We start from the raw sequence: 26491 nt of genomic DNA, 5'->3' as shown, positions 1-26491 counted from the left end.
CGATTATCGCTCGAAAACCCGCGCTGGACCGTGGGCGACGGGTGCGCCACGGTGAATGCGTGCTCACCACCACGCCGCCCCGTGCCCACCGAGATGCCGCATGGTACGCCCGTCCGGCCGCGCGCGCCTGGATCTCCGGCGGGCGACCGGCCTGCGAGGCCACCGCCTTCCACGTCACCCTGCCCGGCTACGCGCCCACGCCGTTGCGCGAGATGCCCGCGCTCGCCGCCGAGCTGGGCGTCGGCAAGGTCTTCGTCAAGGACGAGTCCGCCCGCATGGGGCTGCCGGCGTTCAAGATCCTCGGCGCGTCCTGGGCCGCGTACCGGGCTCTGGTCGGCGACCGCGGGCCCATGACGCTGGAGGAGCTGGCCGCGGCCACGCCGGCGGGCACCCGGCTGGTCACCGCCACCGAGGGCAACCACGGGCGCGCGGTCGCGCACATGGCGCGGCTGCTGGGGCTGCCCGCCCGGATCTTCGTCCCGGCCGCCGTGGACCCCGCCGCCGTCCGGGCCATCGCCGCCGAGGGGGCCGAGGTCGGCACCGTGCCCGGCTCGTACGACGAGGCCGTACGCGCCGCCGCCGGCGAGGCCGCGTCCGTGCCGGGCTCGGTGCTGGTGCAGGACACGGCCTGGCCCGGCTACGTGGACGTGCCCCGGTGGATCGTCGAGGGTTACGCCACGCTGTACTACGAGATCGACGACCAGCTCGCCGCCGCGGGCGCCGCCCCGGCCGCGCTCGTCGCGGTGCCGATGGGCGTCGGCTCGCTGGCGCAGGCCGCCGTCGCCCACTACCGCGCCTGCCACGGGGGGACCGTCCCACCGCCGCCCACACTGCTCGGCGTCGAGCCCGGCAGCGCCGCCTGCGTGCTGGCCGCGCTGCGCCGGGGCGAGCACGGCACCGTGCCCACCGGCACGAGCGTCATGGCCGGGCTGAACTGCGGCACCCCGTCCAGCCTGGCCTGGCCCTACCTGCGCGACGGCCTGGACGCCGCCGTCGCGGTCGGCGACGCCGAGGCCGTGCGCGCCGTACGCGACCTGGCCGCGCTCGGCGTGACGGCGGGCCCCAGCGGCGCGGCCTCCCTCGCCGGGGCGCGCGCCGTCCTGCTCGACCCGGACCGCCGGGCCGCCACCGCCGCGGGCCCGGAGTCCACCGTCGTCCTGCTCGTCACGGAAGGCGCCCGATGACCGACCCGGTGGATCTGCTCGCCGACCTGATCGCGATCGAGTCGGTCAACCCCGCGCTGGTGCCGGGCGGGGCGGGCGAGGCCCGCATCGCCGCGTACTGCGCCGACTGGCTGGTCGCACACGGCTTCGAGGTGCACCGCCTGGAGGCGCACCCGGGCCGCCCGTCCGTGGTCGGGATCGCGCGGGGCACGGGCGGCGGGCGCTCGCTGCTGCTCAACGGCCACGTGGACACGGTCACGCTGGCCGGCTACGACGGCGAGCCGCTGACGCCGTACCGGGAGGACGGCAAGATCTTCGGGCGCGGCGCGTTCGACATGAAGTCCGGCGTCGCCGCCATGATGGCCGCGGCGGCGCGGGCCGTACGTGAGGGGCCGCTGCGCGGGGACGTGCTGGTGGCGTGCGTGGCCGACGAGGAGCACGGCAGCCTGGGCACCGAGGAGGTGCTGGCCTCCTTCACCGCCGACGCGGCCGTGGTCACCGAGCCGAGCCACCTGGAGCTCACGCTCGCGCACAAGGGGTTCGCCTGGTTCGAGGTGACGATCGAGGGCCGCGCCGCGCACGGGTCGCGCCCTGAGCTGGGCGTGGACGCCATCGCCAAGGCGGGCCACTTCCTGGTCGAGCTGGAGGCGTACGGCGCCCGCCTCGCGCCGCACCCCCGGCTCGGGCCCGGGACCGTGCACGCCTCCCTGATCAGCGGCGGCGAGGAGGCGTCGTCCTACCCCGCCCGGTGCACGATCACGCTGGAGCGCCGCACCGTGCCCGGCGAGACGGCCGCCACGGTCGAGACCGAGCTTCGCGAGATCCTGGACCGCCTGGCCGCGACCGTGCCCGGCTTCCGCTACCGGCTGGAACGCGGCCTGGAGCGGGCGCCGTTCGAGGCCGATCCCGCCTCCCCGATCGTGGCCTGCGTCGCCGACCAGGTGCGCGCCACCCTGGGCCGCGACCCGGTCATCCGGGCCGAGCCGTTCTGGACCGACTGCGCCCTCCTCGACGCGGCCGGCATCCCGTGCCTGATGATCGGCGCCGACGGCGGCGGCGCCCACTCGGCCACCGAGTGGGCCGACACCGCCTCACTCCACCACCTGACCGCCATCCTGACCGGCACGATCAGGACCTTCTGCGGGTAGCCGCGTACCGAGAGCCGCCGCTAGTGCGGCTTGACGTCGGCGCGCTCGTTGGGCACGCAGTGGGTCATCTTCAGCCCGGTAACGTCACGCGGCCCGTTCTTGCCCAGGTTGGCCAGGCGGGCGCGGTCCTCCTCGGTGAGGGTCTGCTTGGGCAGCGGCTCCAGGTGCGCGACGTCCTGCGGGCCGATGCCCAGCCCCTCGCCGACCCGCAGGCCGAGGTCGTCCTCGACCAGCAGCAGGTGCCAGACCATCCGCTCCTGGATGCGCCGGTCGCACTGCGAGAGGTTGGCGACGAAGTTGTGCACGAGGTCGTCGCGCTCCCACTGCTCCATGAGCAGGTAGCGCTGCCCGGCCTGCTTGTAGTCGTTGGTACGCGGGATGCGCTTGCGGGTGAGCCGGCCGCTGATCACCGGCCCCTGCTCGTCCACGGTCGGGTATTCGGCCTCGTGCAGCCCGTCGATCAGCGACGGCTCGTAGTTGATGTGCGGGCTCTCGCCGGCCGTGTCCACGTAGAAGGTCATCTGGCCGTCGCGCTGGTTGGTGCGGATGTCGCTCTTGGCCTGGTTGACCGGGAGCTGGAGGTAGTTGGGCCCCACCCGGTAGCGCTGGGTGTCGCTGTAGGAGAAGGTCCGCCCGACGAGCATCTTGTCGTCGGAGAAGTCCAGCCCGTCCACCAGCACGCCGGTGCCGAAGGAGATCTGCTCGTTCTCGGCGAAGAAGTTGTCCACGTTGCGGTTGAGCACCAGCCGGCCCACCGGCATCGGCGGGAAGTCGTTCTCCGGCCACACCTTGGTGTCGTCGAGCGGGTCGAAGTCGAGCTCGGTGTGCTCGTCGTCGGTCATGAGCTGGACGACCAGCTCCCATTCGGGGTACTCGCCGCGCTCGATGGCCTGCATGAGGTCGCGGGTGGCGTGCCCGAGGTCGAGCGCCTGCACGGCCGCCGCGTCCGCCTGGGTCATGCTGCGCACGCCCTGCTTGGGCAGCCAGTGGTACTTCACCAGGTGGGTCTCGCCCTGCTGGTTGACCCACTTGTAGGTGTTGACGCCGAAGCCCTGCATGTGCCGGTAGTCGGCGGGGATGCCGCGCGGGCTGAACAGGTTGACGAGCATGTGCATGCTCTCGGGCGTCTGCGACATGAAGTCGAAGATCCGGTTGGGTTCCTGCCGGAACGTCACCGGGTCGGGCTTGAGGGCATGGATGACGTCGGGGAACTTGATCGCGTCCCGGATGAAGAAGACCGCGAGGTTGTTGCCCACGAGGTCCCAGTTGCCGTCCTCGGTGTAGAACTTGATCGCGAACCCGCGCGGGTCGCGCGCCGTCTCGGCCGAGTCGCGTCCGCCGATCACGGTGGAGAAGCGCACGGCCACCTCGGTGCGCTTGCCCGCCTGCTGGAACAGCTTGGCCCGGGTGTAACGCTCGATCGGCTCGTCGCCGACCCGCCCGTACGCCTCGAAGAACCCGTACGTCGTGACGCCGCGCGCGTGCACGACCCGTTCCGGGATGCGCTCCCGGTCGAAGTGCGAGATCTTCTCCAGGAACTGGTAGTTCTCCAGCGTCGCGGGGCCGCGGGGGCCGACGGTCCGCTGGTTCTGGTTGTCGTATACGGGGTGGCCCTGCCGGTTGGTCAGTGGCCGCCGACCTTCGGCACCACCGCGTGAGATGTCGGTCATAGCGGTTCCCTGTCCGGTTTGCGGTCTTCCGTCCCTCCCTATCCGCTATGCGGCGCGTTAAAGCTGGGAGCCGCCACCGAGTTGGCACACCCCCTCGATACGCTCCCGGATGGGAGGAGGGGGCTACATGCTGTTCGCCGTGGCCACGGTCTGCGGGCTGACCTGGTGGCTCGGACTGTACGTGATCGGCCGCGACCCCCGGGGCCGCGGGCCCCGGCGGGCCGGCCTGGGCCTGCTGGCGTACGGCGCGGCACTGGCCGTGGCGCAGATCCGCGCCACCGGCCCCGGGGCGGACGCCGCGTCCGTCTTGGCGCGGGCCGAGACCGTGCTGACCTACCTCCCGGCCCTGCTGTGGACGGGCGCGGTGCTGACGCTCGTCCCCGGCACCGAGCGGCTGGACCGCGCCTGGTCGAGAGGGCTCGTGCCGGTGACGTGCGCCGCGCTCGCCTGGCTCGCCCTTCTGCCGCCGTCGGCCGGCTCCCATACCCCGGCCCGGATCGCGACCGCCGTGCTGCTCCTGGTCCCCCTGGCCGGAGTGGTGGTGCTCCTGGTGCGGGCGAGGCCGCCGCGCACGGGCGTGCTCGCCCTGATCGCCACCCTCTTCTTCGGCCTGGGCGCGGCCCTGCTGCTGTTCCCCGCGCTCGCTCCCCCGGGCGGGCCGGGGTCGCTCCCGGCCGTCCTGGCCATCCTGGCCATCGACGTGGACATGGTCATGCTCGGCGTGGCCATGGCGATGTCCAGCGCGTTCCAGGCGGGCGAGGCGCTGTGGCGCGACATGGCGCGCTCCCTGCTGGGCGCCGTGTCCGTGGCCGTCGTGGTGGGCGGGCAGGTCGCGCTCGCCATCGCGCTCGGCGGGCACGCGGGCAGCGCCGGCCTGAGCACGCTGCTGTTCGGGGTGATCGCCGCGGCCGTCGCCGTGCAGACCCTGGCCGGGCCGGTGCACCGGGCACTCGACCGGATCGCCTTCCTGGGCGACCCCGAGATCCGCCGCGAACGCGCCGAACTGCGCGAGTCCTCCGAGGCCCTGCCGCGCCGCGACCAGGGCCCGCCGCCACTCGACGAGGCCGAGTTCGTCCGCCTGACCCGCCGCGCCCTGGCCAACTACGGCGACCTGGGCAAGCTGGCCAGCAGCCCGCTGGCGAACCTGCCCATGATCGACAAGCGGGTCACCGGCGACATCCCCCTCGAACGCGCGGCCGAGCTGAAGCACCTGCTCCTGGAGAGCATCCAGCGTCTCAAGCCACGCGAGGGCGACTTCGGCACCAGCGAGGAGTGGCGCTACTACAACGTCCTTTACTACCCCTACGTCCGGGGGCTGCGGCCGTACCGGCGCGGCGCCGACCGTACGCGGCTGTCCCCGGACGAGCGGCAGGCGTTCGACTGGTTCGTCGGCGAAGTCCCCGAACGCACCCTCTACAACTGGCAGAACGCGGCGGCCAAGCTGATCGCCGACGATCTACGCAGAGAGGCCGGTTGGTGACGCCCCGTCGATCCGGCACCCGTTTGGCAGCATTTGGCAGTGCTTTCGGCGTGGTCCGGCAGTGCCGGCAGCGGTGTGAAGCGGCGTACGCCGACGTGTGGCGGCGAAATCGGCAGTGATCGGCAGTGCCATGTCTGCACTTGGCACCCGCGAGCGCGATGTGCTGAACCCGCACTCGCGATCTCAACCGAAGGAGCTGCCAATGACCGCGACGCACGCCACCCCCGCGACCGCCGCCGCCCGCACCCCGCTGCTGACCCGGGTGCTGTGGCTCGACACCATCGCCACGGGCGGCTTCGCGATCATCCTCGCCGCCGCCGCGGCCCCGCTGGCCGACCTGCTGGCCCTGCCCGAGCCGCTGCTGCGCTGGGCCGGGATCGCCCTGCTGCCCTACGCGGCCGTGCTCGGCTACCTGGCCGGCCGGCGCACGCGTCCGCGGGCCGCCATCTGGACGCTGATCGCCGTCAACGCCCTGTGGGCCATCGACAGCATCGCGCTGCTGTTCACCGGCTGGGTGGACCCCAACCCCCTGGGCACGGCGTTCGTCGTCGTCCAGGCCCTCGCGGTGGCCGCCATCGCCGAACTGCAGTACATGGGCCTGCGCCGCGACGCGGCCTGACCCCATGCGAAAGGCCCCGGCGTCCGTGGGACGCCGGGGCCTTTGCCTGTTGTGTTCAGGGTGCTCAAGCGGCAACACGCTCGCCGAACTCGGGGGCGATCTCCGGCTCCGCGGCGGCCGGGACGCGCCCCCGGCGCCGCTCGCGCAGGATCGTCTTCAGCACGCGCCACCCGTCGCGTACGGCGTGCAGGTTGCTCGTGCCGTGGATGCGGCAGCGCTCGTGGCTGGGCACCTCCTGCACCACCAGGCCGGCCTGGGCGGCGCGCACGTTCATCAGCGTCTCGATCTCGAAGCCGTCGCAGTCGAGGGCGAGCGCGTCCAGGTGGCGGGCCCAGAAGGCGTTGTAGCCGTAGCACAGGTCGGTGTAGCGGGTGCCGTACAGCCAGTTGGTCAGGGTGGTGAGGACCGTGTTGCCGAGCGAGCGGGTCACGCTGATGTCATCCGATCCCGCACCAGAGGCGAATCGCGAGCCCTTGGCGAAGTCGGCACCGGCCACCAGCGCGGACACGAACCGCACGATCTCCCGGCCGTCCGTGGACCCATCAGCGTCGATCATGACGATGATGTCCCCGGTGGCGGCCTTGAACCCCTCGATGAGGGCGTTCCCCTTACCCTTGCCACTCTGCGTCACGACCCGCACATCGGGCCGCAGCTCCCTGGCGACGGCCACCGTGTCGTCGGTGGAGTTGCCGTCGACCAGGACGACCTCGTCGATCCACTTGGGCAGGGTGGCGAACACGTGCGGCAGGTTGGCCGCCTCGTTCATGGCCGGAACCACCACGCTGACCGTGGCTCCGATCGCCAGGTCGCCACTGACCCGGGTGTACTGGCTCAGGGATGGCGCGATTCCGTGCATCGTCATGGGCATAGCTTCGAGTCACGCACCTGCAAGCCGCTTGATTCGCGCTTGCACCCGAGGTCACCGCGGAGGTGCCCCACCCGTACCGACCTGCCCGAAGGCCCCATCGGTACGGATCGGTCAAATTACCTTGACCCTACCTCCTCGCCGGAGCGGGCGCGCGGGCCTCAGTGCCCCGTGGCGCCGTCGATGCGCTCGCGCAACAGGTCCGCGTGCCCGTTGTGGCGGGCGTACTCCTGGATCATGAGGGTGTAGACCCACCGCAGGTTCATCTCGACCTCGCGCCGCGGGTCCATGAAGGTCTCGTCGAGCGAGCGCCCCGACGTCGTACGGCGTACGGCCTCGATCTCGCGCGCGTACACGCCGAAGTCGGCCTCCGCGTCGGCGCCCGCGACGTCGAACTCGGCGTCGAGGTCGTCGTCGGTGCAGTACAGATAGCCGACCCGCTCCCCGGCGAACCGGGTGCGGAACCAGTCGCGCTCCACCTCCGCCATGTGCCGGACGAGCCCCAGCAGCGACAGCGCCGACGGCTCGACGCACCGCGTCTTGAGCTGCTCCTCGGTGAGCCCGCCGCACTTCCACAGCAGGGTCTCGCGATGATGGTCGAGCCAGAAGTCCGCCACCGCCCGCTCATCGCCGGCGCACGCCTCAACGTACCGAGGATTCCATTCGATCTCCGGCGCTTTCCACATCACTTCCCCATTATCCGCGCCAACTTCAACAAACCCCAGCATTCACCCTTTCGCATGTGGACGGGCAGGGATTTGTGTGATCATCCATTAATATGAGCCTCTACGGACTTCCGAGGTGCATCGGCGGCCACGTCCCCGAACCGGCGTCCCACTGCGAGACGCTGGTCTGGCACAGAATCAACGACAAAACCGACGAGGCTCGCATCACCCGACAGACCTGCCCTTGTTCGTATCCCGTATTCCAGCTCTGCGTCAAAGACGACGAATGGTTCATCAGAAGAACCGTTTCGGCGATCGGGCGAGCCGGCAGAATCTGGGAAACCGACCGCTGGCCCCGAAACGAGGCCGAGTCGATATGGTCGGCGCTGCTGATGGGCCACGTACGCTGAGGACCTCTCCCTGCTTCTACCGGCCGATCCCCGACCCCTCGCCGATCACGGAGCACCCGCCACCGATAAAGCGCTCTGCCGCCTCTGACCGACGGCCGTCCCTCCTCGTCCGTCAGCCCGACGCCTCCTCCAGCACGGCGATCTCGGCCCGATCGGCGTAGAAGGCGACGTGGCCGGCGATCTGCTTGACCGCGTCGTGCGGCTCCCGATACTCCCAGACCACGTCCTCGGCGACGTGCCCCTCGGGCGTCACGACGCTGTAGTAGCCGGCCTCCCCCTTGTACGGGCAGTAGGTCGATGTCTTGGTCCGCCGCAACACCCGCTGGTCCACGTCGTCGAGCGGGATGTACTGGACGGCCGGGTAATCGGCCTCGTTCAGCGACAGGGCGTCGGTCGTGTCGGCGACGGTGTGACCGGCGACGGTCACGACGACCCGCGCCCTGGTGGGCTTGATCGTGATCGGGTGCTCCGCACTGGGCAGAAGAACCTTCCTCAGCATTACGCGACCCCTCTTTCAGGGAGTTGGGCAACACCCCGAATCTAACCCGCCGAATCCCGCCAGAGGCCACCGCCCCGCCGCCCCGGCTCCACAGGAGCATGCCCCCGGGCCGTAGCCCGAGCCCACGGACGTAAGCCCCGGCAGCCGAGGGAGCCCTCCGCAGGCCCGGCCCGCCATCCCGTCGGCGGAATCCCCCCGAAAGAATTCCACGAATCTATGCCCTCACCACAATGACAGGTGTCCCTTAACCAGGAGAAAGCCGAGTAATACCAAAAAGGCCGAAACCGGGGCTCGCCCCCGGGCCGACACGAGCCGAGCAGGACACCACTGTTCAGACCCTGCCGGCCACACCCATAGCCCGCTCCCGCTTCCCCTTCCCCATGCGGCAATGTGCCGCCTATCGTCGTCTTGGATTCAGGAGCGGATCGGGGCCGCCGGGGTGGGTTATGGAAGGGGTGCGCCTTGGCCGCACATGATCCCGAGCAGGTCGGCGGGTATCGGCTGATCAGAGTGCTGGGCGAGGGCGGCCAGGGCGTGGTCCACCTCGGTCAGGCACCCTCGGGACGGAAGGTCGCCGTCAAGGTGCTGCACCCTCGGATGGCGAGCGACCCCAAGACCCGGCAGCGGTTCCTGCGCGAGGCGGAGCTCACCCGCCGCGTGGCGGCATTCTGCACCGCCCAGGTCCTGGACATAGGGATCACAGAAGGCGACCAGCCCTTCATGGTCAGCGAGTACGTACCCGGGCCATCGCTGCAGGAACTGGTCGTCGCCGACGGGCCCCGGCACGGCGGTGGGCTGGACCGGCTGGCGGTCGCCACGCTCACCGCTCTGTCGGCGATCCACCGGGGCGGCATCGTGCACCGCGACTTCAAGCCCAGCAACGTGATCATGGGACCGGAAGGACCGGTGGTCATCGACTTCGGCATCGCCCATGCCCTCGAACACGCCACCACGCGCTCCGGCATCGTCGGCACACCGGCCTACCTGTCGCCCGAGCAGTTGAACGGCCATCGAGCCGACGCGGCATCGGACGTGTTCGCGTGGGCCGCCACCATCGTGTACGCCGCCACCGGACACCTGGCGTTCCCCGGTGACACACCCGCGGCGGTGATCGGCTCCATCGTGGCCCGCGACCCCGACCTGAACGGGGTGCCCGGCCACCTGGGCCCGCTGATGGCCGCCTGCCTGGCGAAGAACCCCGCCAGGCGGCCCGCCATCGACGACCTGCTCACCCGGCTCACCCAACGCCCGCCTGCCAGAGCCCATCCCCAGGACGATCACGATCATCCCGTACGAGCGGCGACACCCCACTCCCGGCATGGCTCTCCTCCAGTACCGCCATCCCAGCACAATCCACCGCCCGCACCTGTGCCCGCCGCCCCGGCGCCCACCGGGAGCGACCCAGAGCACCCCGCCGGGCCGAATACCACCGCGGCGCCACCGAAGGTCTCTGATCCGATCACCACCGCGAACCAGGCCACGCCGCGAGGCATCCGGCACACCAGGGCGCCACGCATCCCGCTGCTGATGGCCACCCTGCTGGCGGCCGTCCTGCTCCCGCTGGGCTTGGGGGGCTACCTCGCCTACCAGTGGACCCAGGACCAGTTCTTCGTCGGCAGCAGAGGCGATGAGATCGTGGTCTTCCGCGGCGTCAACACCGCGATAGGCCCGGTGCAGCTCTACCAGGTCGCGCGTGCCACCGGCCTGTCGGTCTCGGCGCTCACCGCCGTCCAGCAGGGCCAGGTCCGCGACGGCATCCCGGTCGCAAGTCTCGACGAGGGCCTGAAGAGGATCGACGAACTGGCGGCGACCACGAATTGAACCCCCACACGTCCGCCCGCCTGAAAAGGCCGGGTTGAGTCGTCCCCGCGGCACCGCCCGGCTCGTTGGCGACGACGATGTCGTACGTGATGTGATGGGGCGGTGAGTGCTGCGGTGGAGGAGACCAACCGGCGGATGCTACGGGCTCGGGACGCGATGGACCGGGCGTACGCGGAGCCGCTCGACATCGCGGCGCTCGCGCGGATCGCGCACGTGTCCGAGTGGCACTTCATCCGAACCTTCCGGGCCACGTTCGGGGAGACCCCGCACCGCTACCTTCAGCGGCGCCGCATCGAACGGGCGATGTTCCTGCTGCGGTGCACCGACCGCAGCGTGACGGAGATCTGCTTCGACGTCGGCTTCGCCAGCCTGGGGACGTTCAGCCGGACCTTCCGCGACGTGGTCGGCGAGTCGCCGAGCGCGTACCGCAGGGGCGGCGACGCGGCGGCCGTACCGACGTGCTTCGTGAAGGCCTGGATGCGGCCGAGCAACTTTGGAGAAGCCCCGGACGGCGCCCGGGGACTAGCGTGACACACATGTTGAACGCGATTTCGATTTCCTCGCTGTACGTCCTGGACCAGGACGAGGCGCTTGAGTTCTACGTCGGCAAGCTCGGCCTCGAAGTCAACACCGACGCCGACCTGGGCTTCATGCGCTGGCTGACCGTGAGCGTCCCGGGCAAGCCCGACCGGGAGATCCTGCTGCAGCGGCCGGGGGCGCCGGCACTGGACGAGGCGACGGCCGCCCAGGTGCGCGACCTGCTGACGAAGGGCGCCCTGGGAACGTTGATCTTCCAGACGGACGACTGCCGGAAGACGTACGAGACGCTGCTCGCACGCGGCGTGGAGTTCGTCGAGGAGCCGACCGAACGCCCGTACGGGATCGACTGCGCACTGCGCGACCCCTTCGGCAACCACATCCGGATCACCCAGCCGACCCAGCAGTAGCCCCACCCGAAGCCGCCGCAGATCCCATCTCATCCCATCTCATCCCATCTCAGCCATCCACCGGCCGGCAGTGACGTACACGCGGCCGGCGGTCGGCATGCCCGCCCCACCCCGACGGTGGACGCCGAAAGGCCGATCAGGCATGCTGGCTTTCCCTGCGAGGGAGGATCGGATGGCGATTGGGATAACTGAGGCCCTCATCCTGTTGGTGGCGTGGGTCGTCCCCGGGGTGGCCCTGTTCTTCCTCATCTACTGGGCGGTCCGACTGGCGATCAGACACGAGAGGCGACAGGTGCCGAGCCTGCGGGAGGCCACACACCAGGAGCGCCAATCCCGCGGCATTGAGAACGCACCCGACGGTCTGTAGCGGGCCCACTCGTCGAGGTCGCGGTCGGCCGGCCGGGACCGGAACGGACGCGCCGACCGGCCGATGATCGACGACTCTGGCCGGCCGATGAACTACAGTCGTCCGCCGTGGCCGAATCCTCCCCCTATATGACCGCCTATCTGACCGCGCCGGCGGACGCCTACGACGCCGTCGCCGACCTCTACGCCGACCTCGCCCGAGACTCGCTCGACCGGCTGCCACTGGATCGCGCGATACTCACCGCGTTCGCCGAACTCGTACGGGCCGCCGGCCCCCGGCCCGTCGCCGAGGCCGGCTGCGGTCCCGGGCACATGACGGCACACCTGCGCGACCTCGGACTGGACGCCTTCGGCATCGACCTGTCTCCCGCGCTGATCGACATCGCCCGCAAAGACCATCCTGACCTGCGCTTCGAGGTCGGCTCGATGGACGCCTTCGACGTGGCCGACGGCGAGCTGGGCGGCCTGCTCGCCTGGTACTCCGTCATCCACATCCCACCACCGGAGCTGCCGAGGTACTTCGCCGAGTTCCGCCGCGTGCTGGCCCCGGGTGGTCACCTCCTGCTCGGCTTCTTCGAATCCGAGGGCGGTCCGGTGACGCAGTTCGACCATAAGGTCACGCCGGCGTACCGGTGGCCGATCGACGACCTGGCCGACCTGGCCCGCGAGGAAGAGTTCGTCGAGGTGGCGCGGATGTTGCGCGAGCCTTTGGAGGATGAACGATTCCGCCGCGGCCACTTGCTGATGCGCTCCGGCCGCACTGTAGGGGCGACCACGAACAGCATGGAATGAGCTGTCCCCATGGGCGGCAGCACGCCGTTCAAAAGACATCGCCAACGGCCCAGGCCGTCGCCCGGACAGCGAGCTGCGCCGTCGCCCGCATCGCGCTCGTACACGCGCCCCAGGTGCCGCGACTCCTCGAAGAGGACCGTACCTGTACAAGCCCCCATGAGCTGAGACAGCGCACGAGGCAAACGTCCAGCAAGCGACGCCAACGAGAGGAACGGCCCGCGTTCATATAGGGGCGGAATACGAACCTCGGTGGAGTGTCTGATCGCGGCGGGATGGACTAGATTGCCTGTCATGCCGCTCGCCAGCATTCCCAGTCCTTCCGAAGGGGTCTGGTATTTGGGGCCGTTACCCATTCGCGGTTACACGGTCTGCATCATGCTCGGTGTCGTGGCGGCGGTCGTCATCGCCGAGCGCCGTTGGCGAAATCGCGGTGGGGCCCCGGGAACCATGGTGGATCTGGTGACCTGGGGGCTCCCGTTCGGCATCGTGGGTGCGCGGCTGTACCACGTCGTCACAGACTGGCAGTTGTACTTCGGACCCGACGCCCCCCACCGGCCGATCGACGCGATCCTGATCTGGAGCGATTCCGGGCCGGGCTGGCGCGGTCTGAGCGTCTGGGGCGCCATCGCCATGGGCGCGGTGGGCGTGTGGATCGCCTGCCGCCGCCGAGGCATCGCCTTGAGCCTGGTCGCCGACACCGTGGCCCCGGCCGTCGCCATCGGCCAGGCCATCGGCCGGTGGTGCAACTATTTCAACCAGGAACTGTTCGGCGGCCCGACCGACCTGCCCTGGGGTTTGGAGATAGACGCCGGCCGCCCGGGAACCGTTCCGGGGGTCACCACGTACCACCCCACGTTCCTGTACGAGTCGCTGTGGAACCTGGCACTGGCACTGGCACTGATCTGGATCGGCGGTCGTTTCGCACTACGGCACGGCCGGCTCTTCGCCCTGTATGTAGCGGGCTATACCGCGGGCCGGTTCTGGATCGAGGGCCTGCGCGTCGACCCGGCCAACGAGATTCTCGGAATGCGGCTGAACCAGTGGACATCGGTCGCGTTGTTCCTGGGCGCGATGACCTATTTCTACCTGGCCCGGAATAAGAAGTCCGAGGAGCCTCTGGGCGACGAACGGGTCCCCGCCGAGGCGAAGTGACCCCCGCGCTGGCGGGTGCCTCTCCAGTGCTCCCTCTCTGGACGTCAGACCACCCCATGCGCGGGCAGAGCGCGCGCGATCCGCAGCAGTCACCAGAAGAGTAGTCGAGGCTCGGCTGCATGTGCCTGTGTGAGGCGATGTTTGCTTCGACAGGAAAGAGGACGCGCCCTCGTGAACCGCCTCTCACCGAGAACAAGCAGGCCAGGCTCATCGATGAAAGGGCTTAACGTAACCCGCTTGACTCGAACATGCACGCATTGTTACCGGGACTTGTCCAAATACGGCGACCGGGTCAGAATCAGTTCAGCCTTCAACTACTTGGTTGGGGGGGTCACCGCACGGATGAGGAGAGGCATGAAGCGCACCATCCCCGTTCTCGCCGTCGCCACCGGCGTCCTCGGCGCCATGCTCACCGGCATCAGTCCCGCATCCGCGGCGGCCTCCGCGGTCGACTGCTCCACGGGCGGGTACACCTATGTTCTGAATACCTACGTCCCCACCAACATCCAGCGGCCGGGGGTGGACGGTAGTACCTACAACCTTTCCGGTCAGAAGGCGTACACGCACGAGGTCTGCCTCGACATCCCGGACACCTCGACATTCACGATCGAGGTACGGATCCGGTCCGCCGACGGGTCCACGAACGTGTTCGTGGACGACCGGCCCGGGGACAAGGTCTTCCGCTTCTCGCCCGGCGCCTACAGCTTCTGGCAGACCTACGGCACGATGACCGGGCCCGACAGCACCTACATCTACTACACCTGGAACGAGAAGAAGATCCCGGCCTGACAAGGAACCGCCGGCCGACTCATTCGGCGAGGTGGCCGGCCCTACCCCTCACAAACGGCCCAGAAATCTGCTTCGCCCCAGGTCCGAATTCCAACCTCTCAAGCGGCTCGGTAAGCAACTGGATTCGTAGCCGTTGCTGTATTCCAATGCTGCACGAGATCGCAAGGGCCACTTCCCGATCACGGGAGGTGGCCTTTGAGGTGGAGCGGACACTACGCGCCCTCCCGGGGCCGGCCATAGCGCCTGCTGGGCCAAAGCCGGACCGCCCGCCCAGGACGCACGCGCGCCCAAACACCCGTGAGCCCTGGCATCAGGTCCACGACCTGCATGGGACTGTACGCTCTTCGGGTCTGTCCCCCTTGCCGGCCCTCGTTCGCGTATGTGCCGTGGCCATGTCCTACCTACCGCGGAACGGCCTCCGCCGCGGGCAGCCAGGCTATCCTGCCCCGGCAACCCCGGCGGAGGCCGATCTGCTGAAACTTGATCAGTCGACGCACATCGCGTTGTGGGTGGACTGGAAGACCCATGTGCCGCCACCCGGAGAGGAATAGATAGTCAGCGTGCTATAGGTCCCCGGGGTACAGTCGTGGCCGACCGCGAGGACGGCCTGCCGGGCCCGCTGTTCGGCCGCCGCCAACCCGGCCGCGTAGGTGTTGCCCGCCCCCAGAGCAGTGGCGCTGCGGGGAGTGTCATAGCCGTCGGCGTGCGCGGCCACGGGCGCGGTCGCCAGGCCGACCGCCACCACCGCTGAGACGAGGCCGAGCCGGCGGAACCAAGTGACTTTCTGCATGCTTCTCCTTACGAGGGACGGGCATTTGATGATCAATAAAGATTTAGCGCAGATCGATTAGCGGCGGTAGACCACTTGGTCACAAGAATCCGGCGGCCGTTGTCCTCATGGTGAAGCACATGGCTGAGGGCACTCCGGGAGTTACCCATTCAGTTGATCTTTGAATGTTTCACTCGCCGTGGAAGTCACGCGGGACAAGGCAAACAGCGATCAGCTCGTCGTTGGTAACCTCGCCCCCGGCCGGGGTAGACACCGTCGCCAGACACGCCGACACGGTCAGCCCGGCCTCCAGTGGTCGTGCGCGCGATCAGATCGAGGATGGCACGGTTGGCGACCAGCGCTCGCCTCCCGGTCCAATTCGTCCTCCCTGCCGGAGGTGAACAACACCTTCGGCCACGTACACGGCTCCAGCCAGTACGAGCTGTTTCCAGGCCGGCGCGGCCGAATCCAGATAATCGGTCTTCAGGAAATATCGGCCCGAGGATCCGGAGTGGAAGCCCGCGGTCGTCGCCGGCTTCCGCGGCGGGCGCTACATCCCGGCAGAAGCCAGCTTGCGCGGCGAATGGCAGCCCGGCGGCTCGTCCAAAGCCGGCTTCGACGCCTACGCCACCTCGAAGCAGTGCAACCTCGCCACCGTGCTCGCGTCCGCGCGTGAGATTCCGCGGCCGCGCTTCAACGCGGTCGAACCGGGCTTCAATCCGGGCACCGTCCTCGGCCGCGACGCGAACGCCGCCGTCCGATTTCTGGCGAAGTATGTCGCCGCGCTCGCGCCCCTCATCAAGTACTGGAGCACCCTGAAGCGTGCCGCCCGGATGATCACCGGGTACTCATCGACGAATCGGATCGGACAGGGGTGTACTACGACGAGAACGGCAAGCCGATGGTCGGCTCCGCTCAGATCGGGCACGCAACGTGCACGATAGCCCGAACAAGCCGGATGAAGATCGAATCCAGGTCAGGGGAGTTGCCTCTGACCTGGCTTTTTATGGGGTGGAGCCTAGGGGAGTCGAACCCCTGACTTCCTGCTTGCAAAGCAGGCGCTCTGCCAGCTGAGCTAAGGCCCCTTGTAGCGGGTGGTGAGCTGCGGAAATGGTTCCGGGCGACCCGCTCCGGTCGTACACGGTAGCAACAGGGGCGAGTTCGCGCCACTTGGAATGGCGCCGCGCGGGGGTGTGGCGGGGACGTGATCCGCCTGGTGCTGTCTTCTGGAGGCCGGGAGGAAGGGCCCCCGTCCGGTGGACGGGGGCGCGTTCTAGACGGCTGTGTCGAGCAGCAGTGCCGGGAGGTCGGCGACGGAGTCGATGATGTGAGTCGCGCCGCCGGAGAGCAGGCGCTCCTTGCTGTGTACGCCGGTGAGGATGCCGGCCACCACGGACGCCCCCGCGCGGCGTCCGCACAGCATGTCGTTCTCCGAATCGCCCGCCACGGCCACCTGGCGTACGTCGTCCAGCCCTAGGCGCAGGAACGCCCTGAGCACCATGTCGGGCCAGGGACGGCCGCGGCCTGCGTCTTCTGGGCAGATGGCGAGGTCGATCTTGTCGGCCCAGCCAAGGGTGGACAGTACCCTGCCCAGGGTGGCGCGGCTGAATCCGGTGATCAGCGCGATCTTGATGCCTTCGTCGCGCAGCTTGTCCAAGGCCTCGACGGTGCCGGGCACGGGGACGAGGCCGGCGCGCTCGATCGCCTCCTCGTACGCTCGCTCGAACGTCAGGTTCGCGGCCTGGGCCTGCGCCTCGTTGCCGGGGAAGATGCCGCGGAAGACGTCGATCTTGGGGCAGCCCCGGGACCGGTGCACGTGCACCATGGCACGCGCGTACGCTCCGGTCCCGGGAACGATCCCCTGCGTGGCGATCGCGTCGGCGAACGCCCTTTCGACCATGGCGATATCACCGATCGTGGTGCCGGCGAGGTCTAGGCACGCCAGCCGGATCGGTATGGCTGTGGACACGCCGACACCAGCGCTGCGCTCGTGGACTATAGAGGCACCCACGTCAGCAGCCGCGGCGATCAGTTGTCGCTGCCGGTCGCCTCAGTCCAAAGATCGAGCTCGGCGCGGTCGGCCTGGACCTTGCGCCAGACGAGCAGCCCCCCGAGAGCGATCAGCGCCAGAACGAGCAGCTTCTTCACGGTGTGACCCCACTTCTTTACGGTCTCACCTGCCGGGGTGAGACAACGCCCGGTTCCAACGGTTCTCTGAAGCCTAGCAAGGTATCCGGCCGCACCTCGGCCCGGCGCAGAACCGATCGCGACAATTCGCTCTGATCTCGGCGCAGGACCTCCGCCTCCGGCTGCGCAATGCGTACAGGCGGTCACTCATACGACTTCATCGCCGTATGCCGCCCTATTACCACCTCTTATGGCGATTTATCGTCATTTTGTGCTGGAAACAGCGCTTGTCACCGGAGGACCCTGCTCCGGTCACGCACCGCGTACGTCCCAGCCGCCCTCGCCCCGCTCGAAGGCCAGCAGCCGCCGCTTCCTGTCGATCCCGCCGCCGTAGCCGGTGAGGTCGCCGGTGGCGCCGACGAGGCGGTGGCACGGCACGATGATGCTGACCGGATTGCGGCCGTTCGCGTGCCCGACCGCCCGCGCGGCGGTGACCGGCCGGCCGAGCCGAGCCGCCATCTCGCCGTACGTGACGGTCTGCCCGTACGGGATCTCGCGCAGCGCCGCCCACACCGCGAGCTGGAACGGGGTGCCGTGCAGACGCAACGGCAGGTCGAACACGGTCCTGTGCCCCGCGAAGTACTCCTCGAACTGCTCGACCACCTCCCCGAACGGCGTGTCGTCGCGCTCGCCGAAGATCGCCTCGTCCGGGCGGTAGCGCTGCCGGTCCATGTAGACCCCGGACAGGACGCCGCCGGTCGCGACGAGCGTGAGCGGCCCGAGCGGGCTGCCCATGACGGCGTGTGTCCGCGCCCCCGCCGTTGTCACCTTCGCCGTCTCCGCCGTGCCACCCCTCGCCATGGCCATGGATTCTCCCGTACGCCCGCCGCCCGCGCTCGCGGGAATCCGACCTGAAGATCCATACGAGCGAACTGTACGAGCGTATTGACTCTCACGGAGAGTAGTCGTAGAGTAACGACATGGCCACGAACAGTGACTACGAGGGGCGGCGGCGATCGCTGCTGGAGGCGCTGATGGCCATCGCGTGCGAGCGAGGGCTCGACGAGGTGAGCGTGCGCGAAGTCGCCTCCGAGGCGGGTGTCTCCCCCGCCAAGGTCCAGTACTACTTCCGCACCAAGGACGAGATGCTCGTCGCGGCCTTCAGCCACGTGGAGGCCATCCTCACCGGCCGCGCCGGCCACGGCTCGACGGCGAGAGGGGTGGCGCACTACTTACGCGAGCACCTGGCCGCCTGGCTGCCCACCGACGCCGAGGGCACGGCGCTGGCCCGGGTGTGGATCGCGTTCCTCGCGCGCGCCGTCGTCGTCGACGAGCTGGCCGCCATCGAGGTCCGCCACCGCAACGGCCTGCACCACGACGTTGCGGCGCTGATCGACCACGGGGTCGAGACCGGCGAGTTCGCTCCCGACGTCGATTCCCGGCTGGAGGCCACCTTGCTCCTGGCCCTGGTCGACGGCCTCGTCGTACGCATGCTGTCCGATCCCGGCGGCTTCGACGCGCAACAGGCTCTGCACGCTCTCGACGCCCACCTCGACGTCAGGCCCCGGCGACGGCGCCACCAGCAGCAACAGGAACACGAGCGAAAACCGGTCAAGGCGGGCGTCTGAGACTTGGGGGCACGACCGCTCCGGGCCCGTCGAAGGCTGCTTGCTTCGGTGATGCGGCTCATCCGTCACCGCCCGAAGGAACTCACTCACGGTATCGATCGATCGCCTACTGAAGCCATCGCCATGTGAAGCCGTTCGCCGCCTCCGACGTCGCCTCCGAGAGCCCGTTCGTCGGCCCTGTGGCCGTACGTACGTCCCGTTCTTCTTGTTCTGCCGAACAGCACGCCTTATCCGCATAGACCGCATATATCCGGCCCGTTGACACCGCCCGCATAGGCGCCGATGCAGTTCGTCGTCGGATTCGCCACATCTCGCCGTACTGCTCCAACGGGTCCGTCCGGACCCTCCTCATGCCGTACCCCGGCATGCGCAGTCCCGTTTGAGGCCCACCCGGCCCGAAGCACCGCCGTACGCACCAGCCGGTCCATCACGCCGCAGTCTCGTCCGATTTCGCCTGATTTCGCCTAATTCCAGCGACGCACAACCCAGCGCAGCCACAACGCCTGCCACGCATCCGTACGCAGCACCACTGACGCCGCCTGCCAGCTACCGACGGTCACCGCACAGCGTCACCCGCGAAAAAGCCACAGCACCGCCGCATAGCACCCACAGCGCCACCGCGAAGTACCCGCAGCGCCACCGCGCCCGCCAGAGCACACCGCCGCCCACCCCGCGCTCAGACCACACTGCCGCCCAGCCCGCGCCCGCCAGACCGCGCTGCCGCCCAGTCCACGGCGGATCTGAGCGCACGGTCTGGCGGTCTGGCGGGCCGGCACCCGCACCCGCACGTCCGCACCGCGCGCCGCACAGGCTCGCGCCATGGCAACGAGGAGGAACGTCATGCGCACCTTCGACAACCTGGAACTCGGTATCTCGCACATCGGCAAAGCGCCGATCTTCGGCAGCGGCCCCCTGGAGACGATGCGCCGATGGCTGGGGATCATCGGCGGCAAGGCCGCGATCACGGCCGCCTTGGCCGTCGGCGACCTCGGCGCCATGGTGCTGCAGCCCCGTCTCCAGGCCAACCCGTACCCGTTCTACGCGTACCTGCGGCGCCACGGCGGCCTCGTACGCAGCAAGCTCGGCTTCTACCTCACCGCCGGCCACGAGACCGCCGAGGAGGTCCTGCGCCACCCAGGGATCGGGATCAGGCCGCCGGGCCGCGGCCACCGGGCTTCGCAGTCCGAGATCGTGGCTTCCGAGTCCGCAGCCGAACACCCGGCGTTGATCGCGACGACCGCAGCCCCGGCCGCCGCGGGCACGTTCGGCCCGACGAGCCCAGGGAGCGGCGAGCGCGCGGGCCCGCTCCCCCTGCCCCGGCACGGCCCGGTGGACCCGCTGGTGGAGTCCTTCGGCGCCCTCGACGGCCCGAGGCACGCCCGGCTGCGCAGGCTGGCCGCCGCCGGGTTCCGGCCCGCCGAGATCGAGGCCCGGCAGCCGCGGATCGAGGCCCTGGCCCACGACCTGCTCGACCAGGCGCCCTCCGGCCGGTTCGACGTGGTGCGCGACTACGCCGCCATCCTGCCGCTGCTGGTCACCGCCGAACTGCTCGGCATTCCCAATCCCGACATCCCGACCTTCCTGCGCTGGTCACGCGCCGCGACCGCCATGGTCGCGGGTCCCAACTCGGTGCGCGACCTCAGACGGTGGCGCCAGGTGCTGCCCGAGGTCCAGGCGATGCTGACCCAACTCATCGAGCGGCGCCGCACCGACCCCCAGGACGACCTGATCAGCAAGCTGGCCGCAGACGGCACCACCAGTGACAGAGACCTGGTGGCCACCCTGGAGATGGTCCTGTTCGCGGGCTACGACACCACGCCCTGGCTGATCTCCAACACCGTGCTCGCCCTCCTGGACGATCCGCGCCGCCGCGCCGCACTCGACGACCCGCGATCGGCCGCCAACCTGGTCGAGGAGAGCCTGCGCTTCGACTCACCGGTGCAGTTCACCGGCCGGGTGACCCTGGAGGAGGTGACCATCGACGGCCAGACTCTCCCTCGCGGCACCGCGATCCTCGTCGTGATCGGCGGCGCCAACCGCGACCCGGCCGTGTTCGCCGACCCCAACACCTTCGACCTCCAGCGTGACAACGCGCGGTCACATCTGTCCTTCGCCCCCGGCTCCCATCATTGCCTCGGCGCCGCCCTGGCCCGCCTTGAGACGAGAATCGCCGTCCACACCCTGTTCCAACGCCATCCCGACCTGCGCCCGAGCGGTCTCCCGACCCGTATCCATACGACCGGAGGCCGCGTCCTGACCTCCTTGCCCGTCCTCACGTAAGGGGTTCTCGCGGCAGGCCGGGCAGGCCGACCGGGCGCGGGCGTCCGTCGTCAAGGCCGCGCCTCAGGGCGGGTCGGCTCGTCCCTCCGCACTGGCCGGTCCCCGATCTGGTAGACGCCGCCACGTTGAGCAGGCCGGGGCGGCGTGGGAGCCGGGCGTGGGCTTGACGGGTACGGGTGTGCGTCCCTCCTCGGGGACGTGCGGCGGTACGCCTGGTGGCTAGGGGTGCGCGCGTTGGTGGGGCACTCCCGCACTCACTGTCCGTGGAGGGCCGAGCCCAGGGCCGTGCTTACGACCGGCGTCCGACCCCGGCGATAACGGGACGTTCTTGGGTGAGGTTGGATTCGGCCCGCCTGTGCGCTCGGGATCGGGGAGGATGTGCTGGTGAGCGGGGGTCCTGCCGTTCGGGCCACAACGCGCTACCCGGGGCCGGGCCGCGGGAACCTCGGGGGCGAACCGGCCGTTCGGGGTAGCGGATCGTTGATCATGAGAGAGCGAGGGATCGTGGTCTTCAAGCGAATGCTGGGCGCGCTCGGCGTGGGCGGCCCGTCGGTGGATACCGTGCTGGCGTCCCCGTACGCCGAGCCTGGCGGCATGCTCACCGGGGAGGTACGCATCAAGGGGGGCGACTTCGAGGCGGAGATCGAGCACGTGGCCCTGGGCCTCGTCACCCGGGTCGAGGCGGAACACCCGGAGGGAGAGGCCACCGGCACCATCGAGTTCTTCCGGGCCGAGGTGTCCGGCCCGTTCCGGCTCGGGACCGGGGAGGAACGAGCCATCCCGTTCCAGATTCCGGTTCCGTGGGAGACGCCGATCACCGAGGTGCTCGGCCGGCCGCTGCACGGGATGGCGCTGGGCGTACGGACGGAGTTGGCCATCGCCAAGGCCGTGGACAAGGGCGACCTCGACCCGGTCTCGGTACGGCCTACGCCCTCCCAGGAGCGGGTACTTCAGGCGTTCGACCGGCTCGGGTTCCAGTTCCGCAGCGCGGACCTGGAGATGGGCCGCATCCATGGCGTCTACCAGGAGCTGCCGTTCTTCCAGGAGATCGAGTTCTACCCGCCGCCGCAGTACGCCGGCCAGGTCAACGAGGTCGAGCTGACCTTCGTCACGGCCGCGGACGGGCTTGAGGTGATCCTGGAGGCCGACAAGCGCGGCGGCATGTTCTCCGGCGGCAGTGACTCGTTCGGCCGGTTCCATGTCAGCCACCAAGACGCCCTGGCCATGGACTGGTCCGCGCACATCAACGACTGGATCGCCGGTCTCGCCCAGTACCGGGTCCCGAGCCACGGGCACAACGACGACTACTACGGCGGATACCACGACAACGACCACCACCACCATGGAGGCGGTGGGATGGGCGCGGCCGTCGCAGCCGGAGCCGCGGGCGTGGCGGCCGGCTTCGTCGCCGCCGAGGTCGTCGACGAAATCGGCGACTTCTTCGAGGGCGAGGAGGAGGAGTAGGGAGTAAGGAGTAGGGGGACTGAGTGGGCCCGGGCAGGGACGCCGAGCGACGCCTTCGGTGCTGCTGGCGGGCGAGATGCCTCAGCGCTGCAGGGTGGGCGTGATGCCAGCCCTGGCCGATGGGGTCGTTTGCCTGAGCCCGGCCCCCACCGGCCATGGTCAACAGGGCCGTTTGACTGAGCCCAACCACTGACCTGGCCGATGGGATCGTTTGCCTGAGCCCGGCCCCCACCGGCCATGGTCAACAGGGCCGTTTGACTGGGCCCGGTCACCGGCCATGGCCGACGGGGACCGCCTGCCTGGGGCTCGCCGCCCACCGGCCCCGGCTGACGGGACGCTAGCCCGAGCTCGGCCGGTTGCCGGTTACCGGTCGATTGCCGGCGCTCGGCGGGCCGGCGAGGGGGTCCGGAGGGTTGTGGCTACTGCCAGGGCCAGGTCGCGTTCCGGCCTGCCTCGATCAGGGGGATCATCTGGAAGGCCGCGTCGGTCAGACCGCCGAAGGTGTGGCGGTTCTGGGTGCCGGACGGGCCGTGGCCGAATCGGTAGCCGGCCAGGTTCCAGGTGTAGACCGGGACGTGCGGCGGGACCTGGCGGGTCGGCTCCTCGCCGCGGTAGCCGGCCCAGGCCTGCTCGTCGGTGACGATCACGACTCGGTCGTGGCCCCGGTAGTGGCGGCGGACCGCCACGGCGGTGTTGGTGCCGCCCAGGCTGCCGAAGCGCTCCACGATCCGCAACACCGACTCGCTCCGGCGGAACGGGACCGGCTTGGAGTGGGTGCCGAACTCGACGAGGTCCGCGCCGGCTGCGCGGACGGCGAGGGCGGCGCCGAAGACGGCGGCGGAGTCGGCTCGGTTGAGCTTCGTCCGTGCCGAGATGCCGTCGAACATCGAGCCCGAGCGGTCGACCAGGATCAGCGTACGGCCGGTGAGCGCGGGCACGTTCGCCAGCGAGTGGCCGAGCGCCTGCTCCAGCGCGTGCGCCCATCGCAGCGACGGCGCGTGCTTGTACGCCGCCAGGAACCGGAACGGGAACTGGCGCGACCGGGCGACCTCGTCCGGGTCGGCCAGCTTCGCGGCGACCCGGGCCGCCACGTCGTCGGGCACGCCGGCCTCGTCGAAGTTCCTGAGGTTGCGAAGGCATGCCATGTACCCCATGGACGGGATCATGGTAGTCCATGCCTGCGCGTCCATCGGGCCCTGCAGCCAGCCGGCCAGCGCCTCCCAGGTCATGCCCGCCGCGGCGAGCCGCTCCGGGGCCTCGTCCAGCACCGTACGCCGCTCCGCCACGGGGAGCGCGAGCAGCTCGGCGCGGCGGCGGAGCATGCTCAGGCTCTCCGGGATGGGCTTGTCGCGGCCGTGCCGCCGGTCCAGCGCGTGCGCGAACAGGTCGCCCTGCCACGGCTTGTCCGCCGCCGGAGCGGGGTGCACGAGATCGACGACGTCACCGAACCGGTAGCCCTTGCTGTCGGTGTCGTACTTGGCGAGGTTCCGCTCGGTGTACAGGCGCTGGACCGCGTCGGCGATGCCGCGCTTGACCGGCTTCGGCACCGCACGTCCGTACTGGGAGGTCCAGTACGCCAGCGCCTCGCCGGGCTCGTCGGCACGCTGCAGCACCGCGGCGACCATCTGCCGGTTGCCGCCGGCCAGCCCCTCGGCGAGACGGGCGGCGACGGCCTCCAGCGCGCCGACGACGGAGGCGGTGCGCATGTTGCCGGTTCCGCGCAGCCACGTGAGGAACGCGGCCATCCACTCGCCGTCGTCCACGGCCACCTTGTGCACCAGGGCGCGGAAGCGGGCGTCGCGCTCGTTCTTGCCCTCGTAGAAGGTGTCCTCACCGACCATGTTGGCGACCGCGAGCAGGAACAGCTCGCTCTTGGTGTCGCGCGCGTACCCGGGGGCGCCCTCGTGGGTGCGGCCGCTCGGGACGGCCTCGCTCGTGATCGGGCTGGAGGCCGCAGGCCGGGTCGTGCTGCGGTTGAACTTGCTCATTCGGCTGGCCCCTTTCTCGTGTCATGGTCGGAGGAGAGGGGCAGCGTTCCAGATGGCGCCCGAGATCGAATTCGACGACGGAGACGTAAGTGTCCTGGGCCGCTAGACGACGCCGGCACGTGCCGGCGGCGGGATTCGAACCCGCGTCTCTCCTTTGAGAGAGGAAGTATCCGTTGTCTGCGCACCGGGCGCGATCTGAAGTTGTGCCCTCCCGAGGTCAAGATGACGGCGGATTGTCCGGCCGATCGGACATCAGGCCCATGGGTGGGCCTGCAAGGAGTCGAACCTCGAAGTAACCGCTGTCGTCGCACCGGGAAGGTGCGTGTTATGTCGGGCCTCCCCGAGATCGGAGTCGGCGGCGGTGTTCACTCAACTGCTCTCCCTGACTGAGCTACCGCCCGGAATTTCTTCCGGGCGAGCGGGATTCGAACCCGCGCCCTGCCAGTCCCAATGAAGTAACCGCTGCCTTCGCACCGGGGAGGTATCGAATTAAGTTGTGGGCTCCGGAGGACGGATGGGGCACCGGTTCGGCTTCATCTGGGAAATGAAGGAACCGGAGCCTTCTCGGTCACCTGAAGCGAGATCAACGGTAGCCGGGTTCGCCGATTGATTCATCTGAATATATTGGGGGTGGGGGTGGGGGGCGTCATCTGCCGCCGGCTGGGGTGCTTTTTGCTGCGAGGGACTGTGCGCTCGTCGGCAGCGAGCGGGCGGTGCCTCTGGCGTCGGGCCGCGCCCTAGCCCCGGTCGCGCCCCAACCCGGTCGCGCCCCAGCCCGGCCGCGGGGTGCGCTGTGCATTCGGCCCGGTGGCGGGGGGCGGTGCCTTGATGTGTGGTGGGCTGGGCGGCGTGGACGCGGGTGGCGCCTTTGGGGCAGGCCGATGTGCGCTCGGCCGGTGGGAAGGCGGGCGGTGCCTTCTGCGCAGGCGGCTGTGCGCTCGGTGGCGCGGCGGCGGAGGTGCAGGGGGCAGGGGCTATGAGCTGGGCGGCCCTCGGGGCGGGGGCACCTTTGGGCGGGCGGCCGTGGGCTCGGTGGGCGGGTGGGGGCGGGGTGAGCTGGTGGAGGCCGGTGAGCTGGTGGGGCGGGTGAGTTGGTGAGGGGCGTCCGTCCTGGGGTCTGTGCCGTCGTACGCCGCATGGCGTACGGAGGAGGGAGTGGCGGGCGGGCGTACATCCGGGGGCGTACGGAGAGCACACTCCCCTGGGCTGACGATCCGCGGGCGGAACACGGCCAGGATGAGGGCGCCGAAGAAGGGGAGGTAGCCATGAGCTCCACGCTGGCGGTGGCGCCGGCATCGGTGCGGAGTGGGGTGCCGGTGTGGATCGTCTGGGCGGTGCGGGTGACGTGCGTCCTGCATCTGCTCGGGGTGCTCGCGCAGGCCGTGCTCGCGGGGTTGTTCGTCACCGGTGACGTCGATCTGCTCAAAGCGCACGAGATGAACGCCCACGTGACCACGGGGCTGCTGGTTCTTCAGCTCGTCGCCGTGGTCGTGCTGTGGCGGCGGGGGCGGGGGAAGGTGTGGCCGGTCTGGGCGAGCGTGGCGCTGCTGGTGCTGCTGGAGGCTCAGGTGGGGCTGGGCTACGCGCGTGACCTGGTCGGGCACTTCCCGCTCGGGATGATGGTGTTCGGGGGAGCGGCGGCCATGACCGCCTGGGCGTGGCTCGGGCGTATGGAGCGCGGCGGGGCGGGGGCGTCCCATGGGTGAGGCGCGCGGTGGTGTCGCCGGCGGGCGGGCCATGTCCCGGCGGGGGTTCCTGGGGGCGGTGGCCGGAGTGGGGGTGGCCGTGGCCGGGGGTGGGCTCGGGGTGGCGGGGTGCGGTGTGGTGCGGGCGGAGACGGCGGGGCAGG

25 protein-coding genes and 2 tRNA genes are annotated in these 26491 nt (G+C 69.9%); 16 read left to right on the top strand and 11 right to left on the bottom strand.

Translation table 11 applies throughout. From position 1 onward, the window contains the following. The first annotated feature begins 59 nt into the window (after positions 1-59). Positions 60-1184: a diaminopropionate ammonia-lyase gene (locus HNP84_RS01935; protein ID WP_185047553.1), complete on the top strand. Its 1125-nt coding sequence runs from the start codon at positions 60-62 to the stop codon at positions 1182-1184. After that, positions 1181-2311, top strand: coding sequence for an ArgE/DapE family deacylase (locus HNP84_RS01930; RefSeq protein ID WP_185047552.1), 1131 nt, complete (start codon positions 1181-1183; stop codon positions 2309-2311). Before HNP84_RS01935 ends, HNP84_RS01930 begins: the two co-directional genes overlap by 4 nt. A gap of 20 nt (positions 2312-2331) precedes the next feature. Here HNP84_RS01930 and HNP84_RS01925 read toward each other — a convergent pair whose 3' ends face one another. Continuing rightward, a complete protein-coding gene (locus HNP84_RS01925; RefSeq protein WP_185047551.1) occupies positions 2332-3981 on the bottom strand; it encodes a catalase in 1650 nt (549 codons plus the stop codon). A 127-nt stretch (positions 3982-4108) separates the two neighbouring features. Here HNP84_RS01925 and HNP84_RS01920 point away from each other — a divergent pair, with 127 nt between their 5' ends. Both HNP84_RS01920 and HNP84_RS01915 read left to right on the top strand, forming a co-directional pair. Further along, complete coding sequence (locus HNP84_RS01920) at positions 4109-5461, top strand: hypothetical protein (RefSeq protein WP_185047550.1); 1353 nt, start codon at positions 4109-4111, stop codon at positions 5459-5461. A 202-nt stretch (positions 5462-5663) separates the two neighbouring features. After that, positions 5664-6080, top strand: coding sequence for a hypothetical protein (locus HNP84_RS01915; protein ID WP_185047549.1), 417 nt, complete (start codon positions 5664-5666; stop codon positions 6078-6080). Between the two features lie 64 nt (positions 6081-6144). Here HNP84_RS01915 and HNP84_RS01910 read toward each other — a convergent pair whose 3' ends face one another. Beyond that, positions 6145-6942, bottom strand: coding sequence for a glycosyltransferase family 2 protein (locus HNP84_RS01910; protein ID WP_246517702.1), 798 nt, complete (start codon positions 6940-6942; stop codon positions 6145-6147). Between the two features lie 164 nt (positions 6943-7106). Continuing rightward, positions 7107-7562, bottom strand: a complete 456-nt coding sequence (locus HNP84_RS01905) for a DinB family protein (RefSeq protein ID WP_312923405.1) — start codon at positions 7560-7562, stop codon at positions 7107-7109. A gap of 161 nt (positions 7563-7723) precedes the next feature. On the opposite strand from HNP84_RS01905, the gene HNP84_RS01900 reads away from it, so the two are divergent. Further along, positions 7724-8020, top strand: a complete 297-nt coding sequence (locus tag HNP84_RS01900) for a hypothetical protein (protein WP_185047546.1) — start codon at positions 7724-7726, stop codon at positions 8018-8020. Positions 8021-8132: 112 nt separating this feature from the next. Here the strand turns inward: HNP84_RS01900 and HNP84_RS01895 are convergent, their stop codons facing one another. After that, a complete protein-coding gene (locus tag HNP84_RS01895; protein ID WP_185047545.1) occupies positions 8133-8519 on the bottom strand; it encodes a DUF427 domain-containing protein in 387 nt (128 codons plus the stop codon). Positions 8520-8981: 462 nt separating this feature from the next. Here HNP84_RS01895 and HNP84_RS01890 point away from each other — a divergent pair, with 462 nt between their 5' ends. The 6 genes from HNP84_RS01890 (at position 8982) to HNP84_RS01865 (ending at position 14386) form a co-directional block, all read left to right on the top strand. After that, complete coding sequence (locus HNP84_RS01890) at positions 8982-10340, top strand: serine/threonine-protein kinase (RefSeq protein WP_185047544.1); 1359 nt, start codon at positions 8982-8984, stop codon at positions 10338-10340. Positions 10341-10496: 156 nt separating this feature from the next. Beyond that, a complete protein-coding gene (locus HNP84_RS01885; protein ID WP_221335795.1) occupies positions 10497-10871 on the top strand; it encodes a helix-turn-helix transcriptional regulator in 375 nt (124 codons plus the stop codon). A 5-nt stretch (positions 10872-10876) separates the two neighbouring features. Further along, positions 10877-11287 carry a VOC family protein gene (locus HNP84_RS01880; protein WP_185047543.1) on the top strand — a complete coding sequence of 137 codons (411 nt, stop codon included), beginning with the start codon at positions 10877-10879 and terminating at the stop codon, positions 11285-11287. A gap of 495 nt (positions 11288-11782) precedes the next feature. Next, a complete protein-coding gene (locus HNP84_RS01875; RefSeq protein WP_185047850.1) occupies positions 11783-12445 on the top strand; it encodes a class I SAM-dependent methyltransferase in 663 nt (220 codons plus the stop codon). Positions 12446-12736: 291 nt separating this feature from the next. Then, entirely contained in the window at positions 12737-13597 is an 861-nt protein-coding gene (gene lgt / locus HNP84_RS01870; RefSeq protein WP_185047542.1) for a prolipoprotein diacylglyceryl transferase, read from the top strand. A gap of 354 nt (positions 13598-13951) precedes the next feature. Then, complete coding sequence (locus HNP84_RS01865; RefSeq protein WP_185047541.1) at positions 13952-14386, top strand: hypothetical protein; 435 nt, start codon at positions 13952-13954, stop codon at positions 14384-14386. A gap of 484 nt (positions 14387-14870) precedes the next feature. Here HNP84_RS01865 and HNP84_RS01860 read toward each other — a convergent pair whose 3' ends face one another. Continuing rightward, positions 14871-15176: a hypothetical protein gene (locus HNP84_RS01860; RefSeq protein ID WP_185047540.1), complete on the bottom strand. Its 306-nt coding sequence runs from the start codon at positions 15174-15176 to the stop codon at positions 14871-14873. 551 nt (positions 15177-15727) lie between these two features. Between HNP84_RS01860 and HNP84_RS01855 the strand changes: the two genes are divergently transcribed. Then, complete coding sequence (locus HNP84_RS01855) at positions 15728-16099, top strand: hypothetical protein (RefSeq protein WP_185047539.1); 372 nt, start codon at positions 15728-15730, stop codon at positions 16097-16099. Positions 16100-16167: 68 nt separating this feature from the next. Here the strand turns inward: HNP84_RS01855 and HNP84_RS01850 are convergent. The 4 genes from HNP84_RS01850 to HNP84_RS01840 form a co-directional block, all read right to left on the bottom strand. After that, positions 16168-16240 (bottom strand) — tRNA-Ala (locus HNP84_RS01850). A gap of 188 nt (positions 16241-16428) precedes the next feature. After that, entirely contained in the window at positions 16429-17124 is a 696-nt protein-coding gene (locus HNP84_RS01845) for an HAD-IA family hydrolase (RefSeq protein ID WP_312923400.1), read from the bottom strand. Between the two features lie 59 nt (positions 17125-17183). Continuing rightward, entirely contained in the window at positions 17184-17303 is a 120-nt protein-coding gene (locus HNP84_RS50925; RefSeq protein WP_312923398.1) for a DLW-39 family protein, read from the bottom strand. A gap of 291 nt (positions 17304-17594) precedes the next feature. Then, entirely contained in the window at positions 17595-18077 is a 483-nt protein-coding gene (locus HNP84_RS01840) for a methylated-DNA--[protein]-cysteine S-methyltransferase (RefSeq protein WP_221335735.1), read from the bottom strand. A 185-nt stretch (positions 18078-18262) separates the two neighbouring features. Between HNP84_RS01840 and HNP84_RS01835 the strand changes: the two genes are divergently transcribed. From HNP84_RS01835 to HNP84_RS01825, 3 genes are all read left to right on the top strand, one after another. Beyond that, complete coding sequence (locus tag HNP84_RS01835) at positions 18263-18910, top strand: TetR/AcrR family transcriptional regulator (protein WP_185047538.1); 648 nt, start codon at positions 18263-18265, stop codon at positions 18908-18910. A gap of 840 nt (positions 18911-19750) precedes the next feature. Beyond that, positions 19751-21190, top strand: coding sequence for a cytochrome P450 (locus HNP84_RS01830; protein WP_185047537.1), 1440 nt, complete (start codon positions 19751-19753; stop codon positions 21188-21190). 486 nt (positions 21191-21676) lie between these two features. After that, on the top strand, positions 21677-22654 hold the full coding sequence (locus HNP84_RS01825; RefSeq protein ID WP_221335734.1) for a sporulation protein: 978 nt from the start codon (positions 21677-21679) through the stop codon (positions 22652-22654). 419 nt (positions 22655-23073) lie between these two features. Here the strand turns inward: HNP84_RS01825 and HNP84_RS01820 are convergent, their stop codons facing one another. Then, on the bottom strand, positions 23074-24642 hold the full coding sequence (locus HNP84_RS01820) for a TROVE domain-containing protein (RefSeq protein ID WP_185047536.1): 1569 nt from the start codon (positions 24640-24642) through the stop codon (positions 23074-23076). Positions 24643-24762: 120 nt separating this feature from the next. Beyond that, positions 24763-24832: transfer RNA gene (locus tag HNP84_RS01815), tRNA-OTHER, on the bottom strand. A gap of 1075 nt (positions 24833-25907) precedes the next feature. On the opposite strand from HNP84_RS01815, the gene HNP84_RS01810 reads away from it, so the two are divergent. Further along, on the top strand, positions 25908-26348 hold the full coding sequence (locus tag HNP84_RS01810) for a hypothetical protein (protein WP_185047535.1): 441 nt from the start codon (positions 25908-25910) through the stop codon (positions 26346-26348). Positions 26349-26491: the final 143 nt, after the last annotated feature.

Origin of the sequence: Thermocatellispora tengchongensis (genome assembly GCF_014202315.1) — a bacterium.
GTDB classification, from domain to species: Bacteria; Actinomycetota; Actinomycetes; order Streptosporangiales; family Streptosporangiaceae; genus Thermocatellispora; species Thermocatellispora tengchongensis.
The sequence above is the reverse complement of the archived record's forward strand: the minus strand, read 5'-3'. Positions and strand labels throughout refer to the sequence as shown.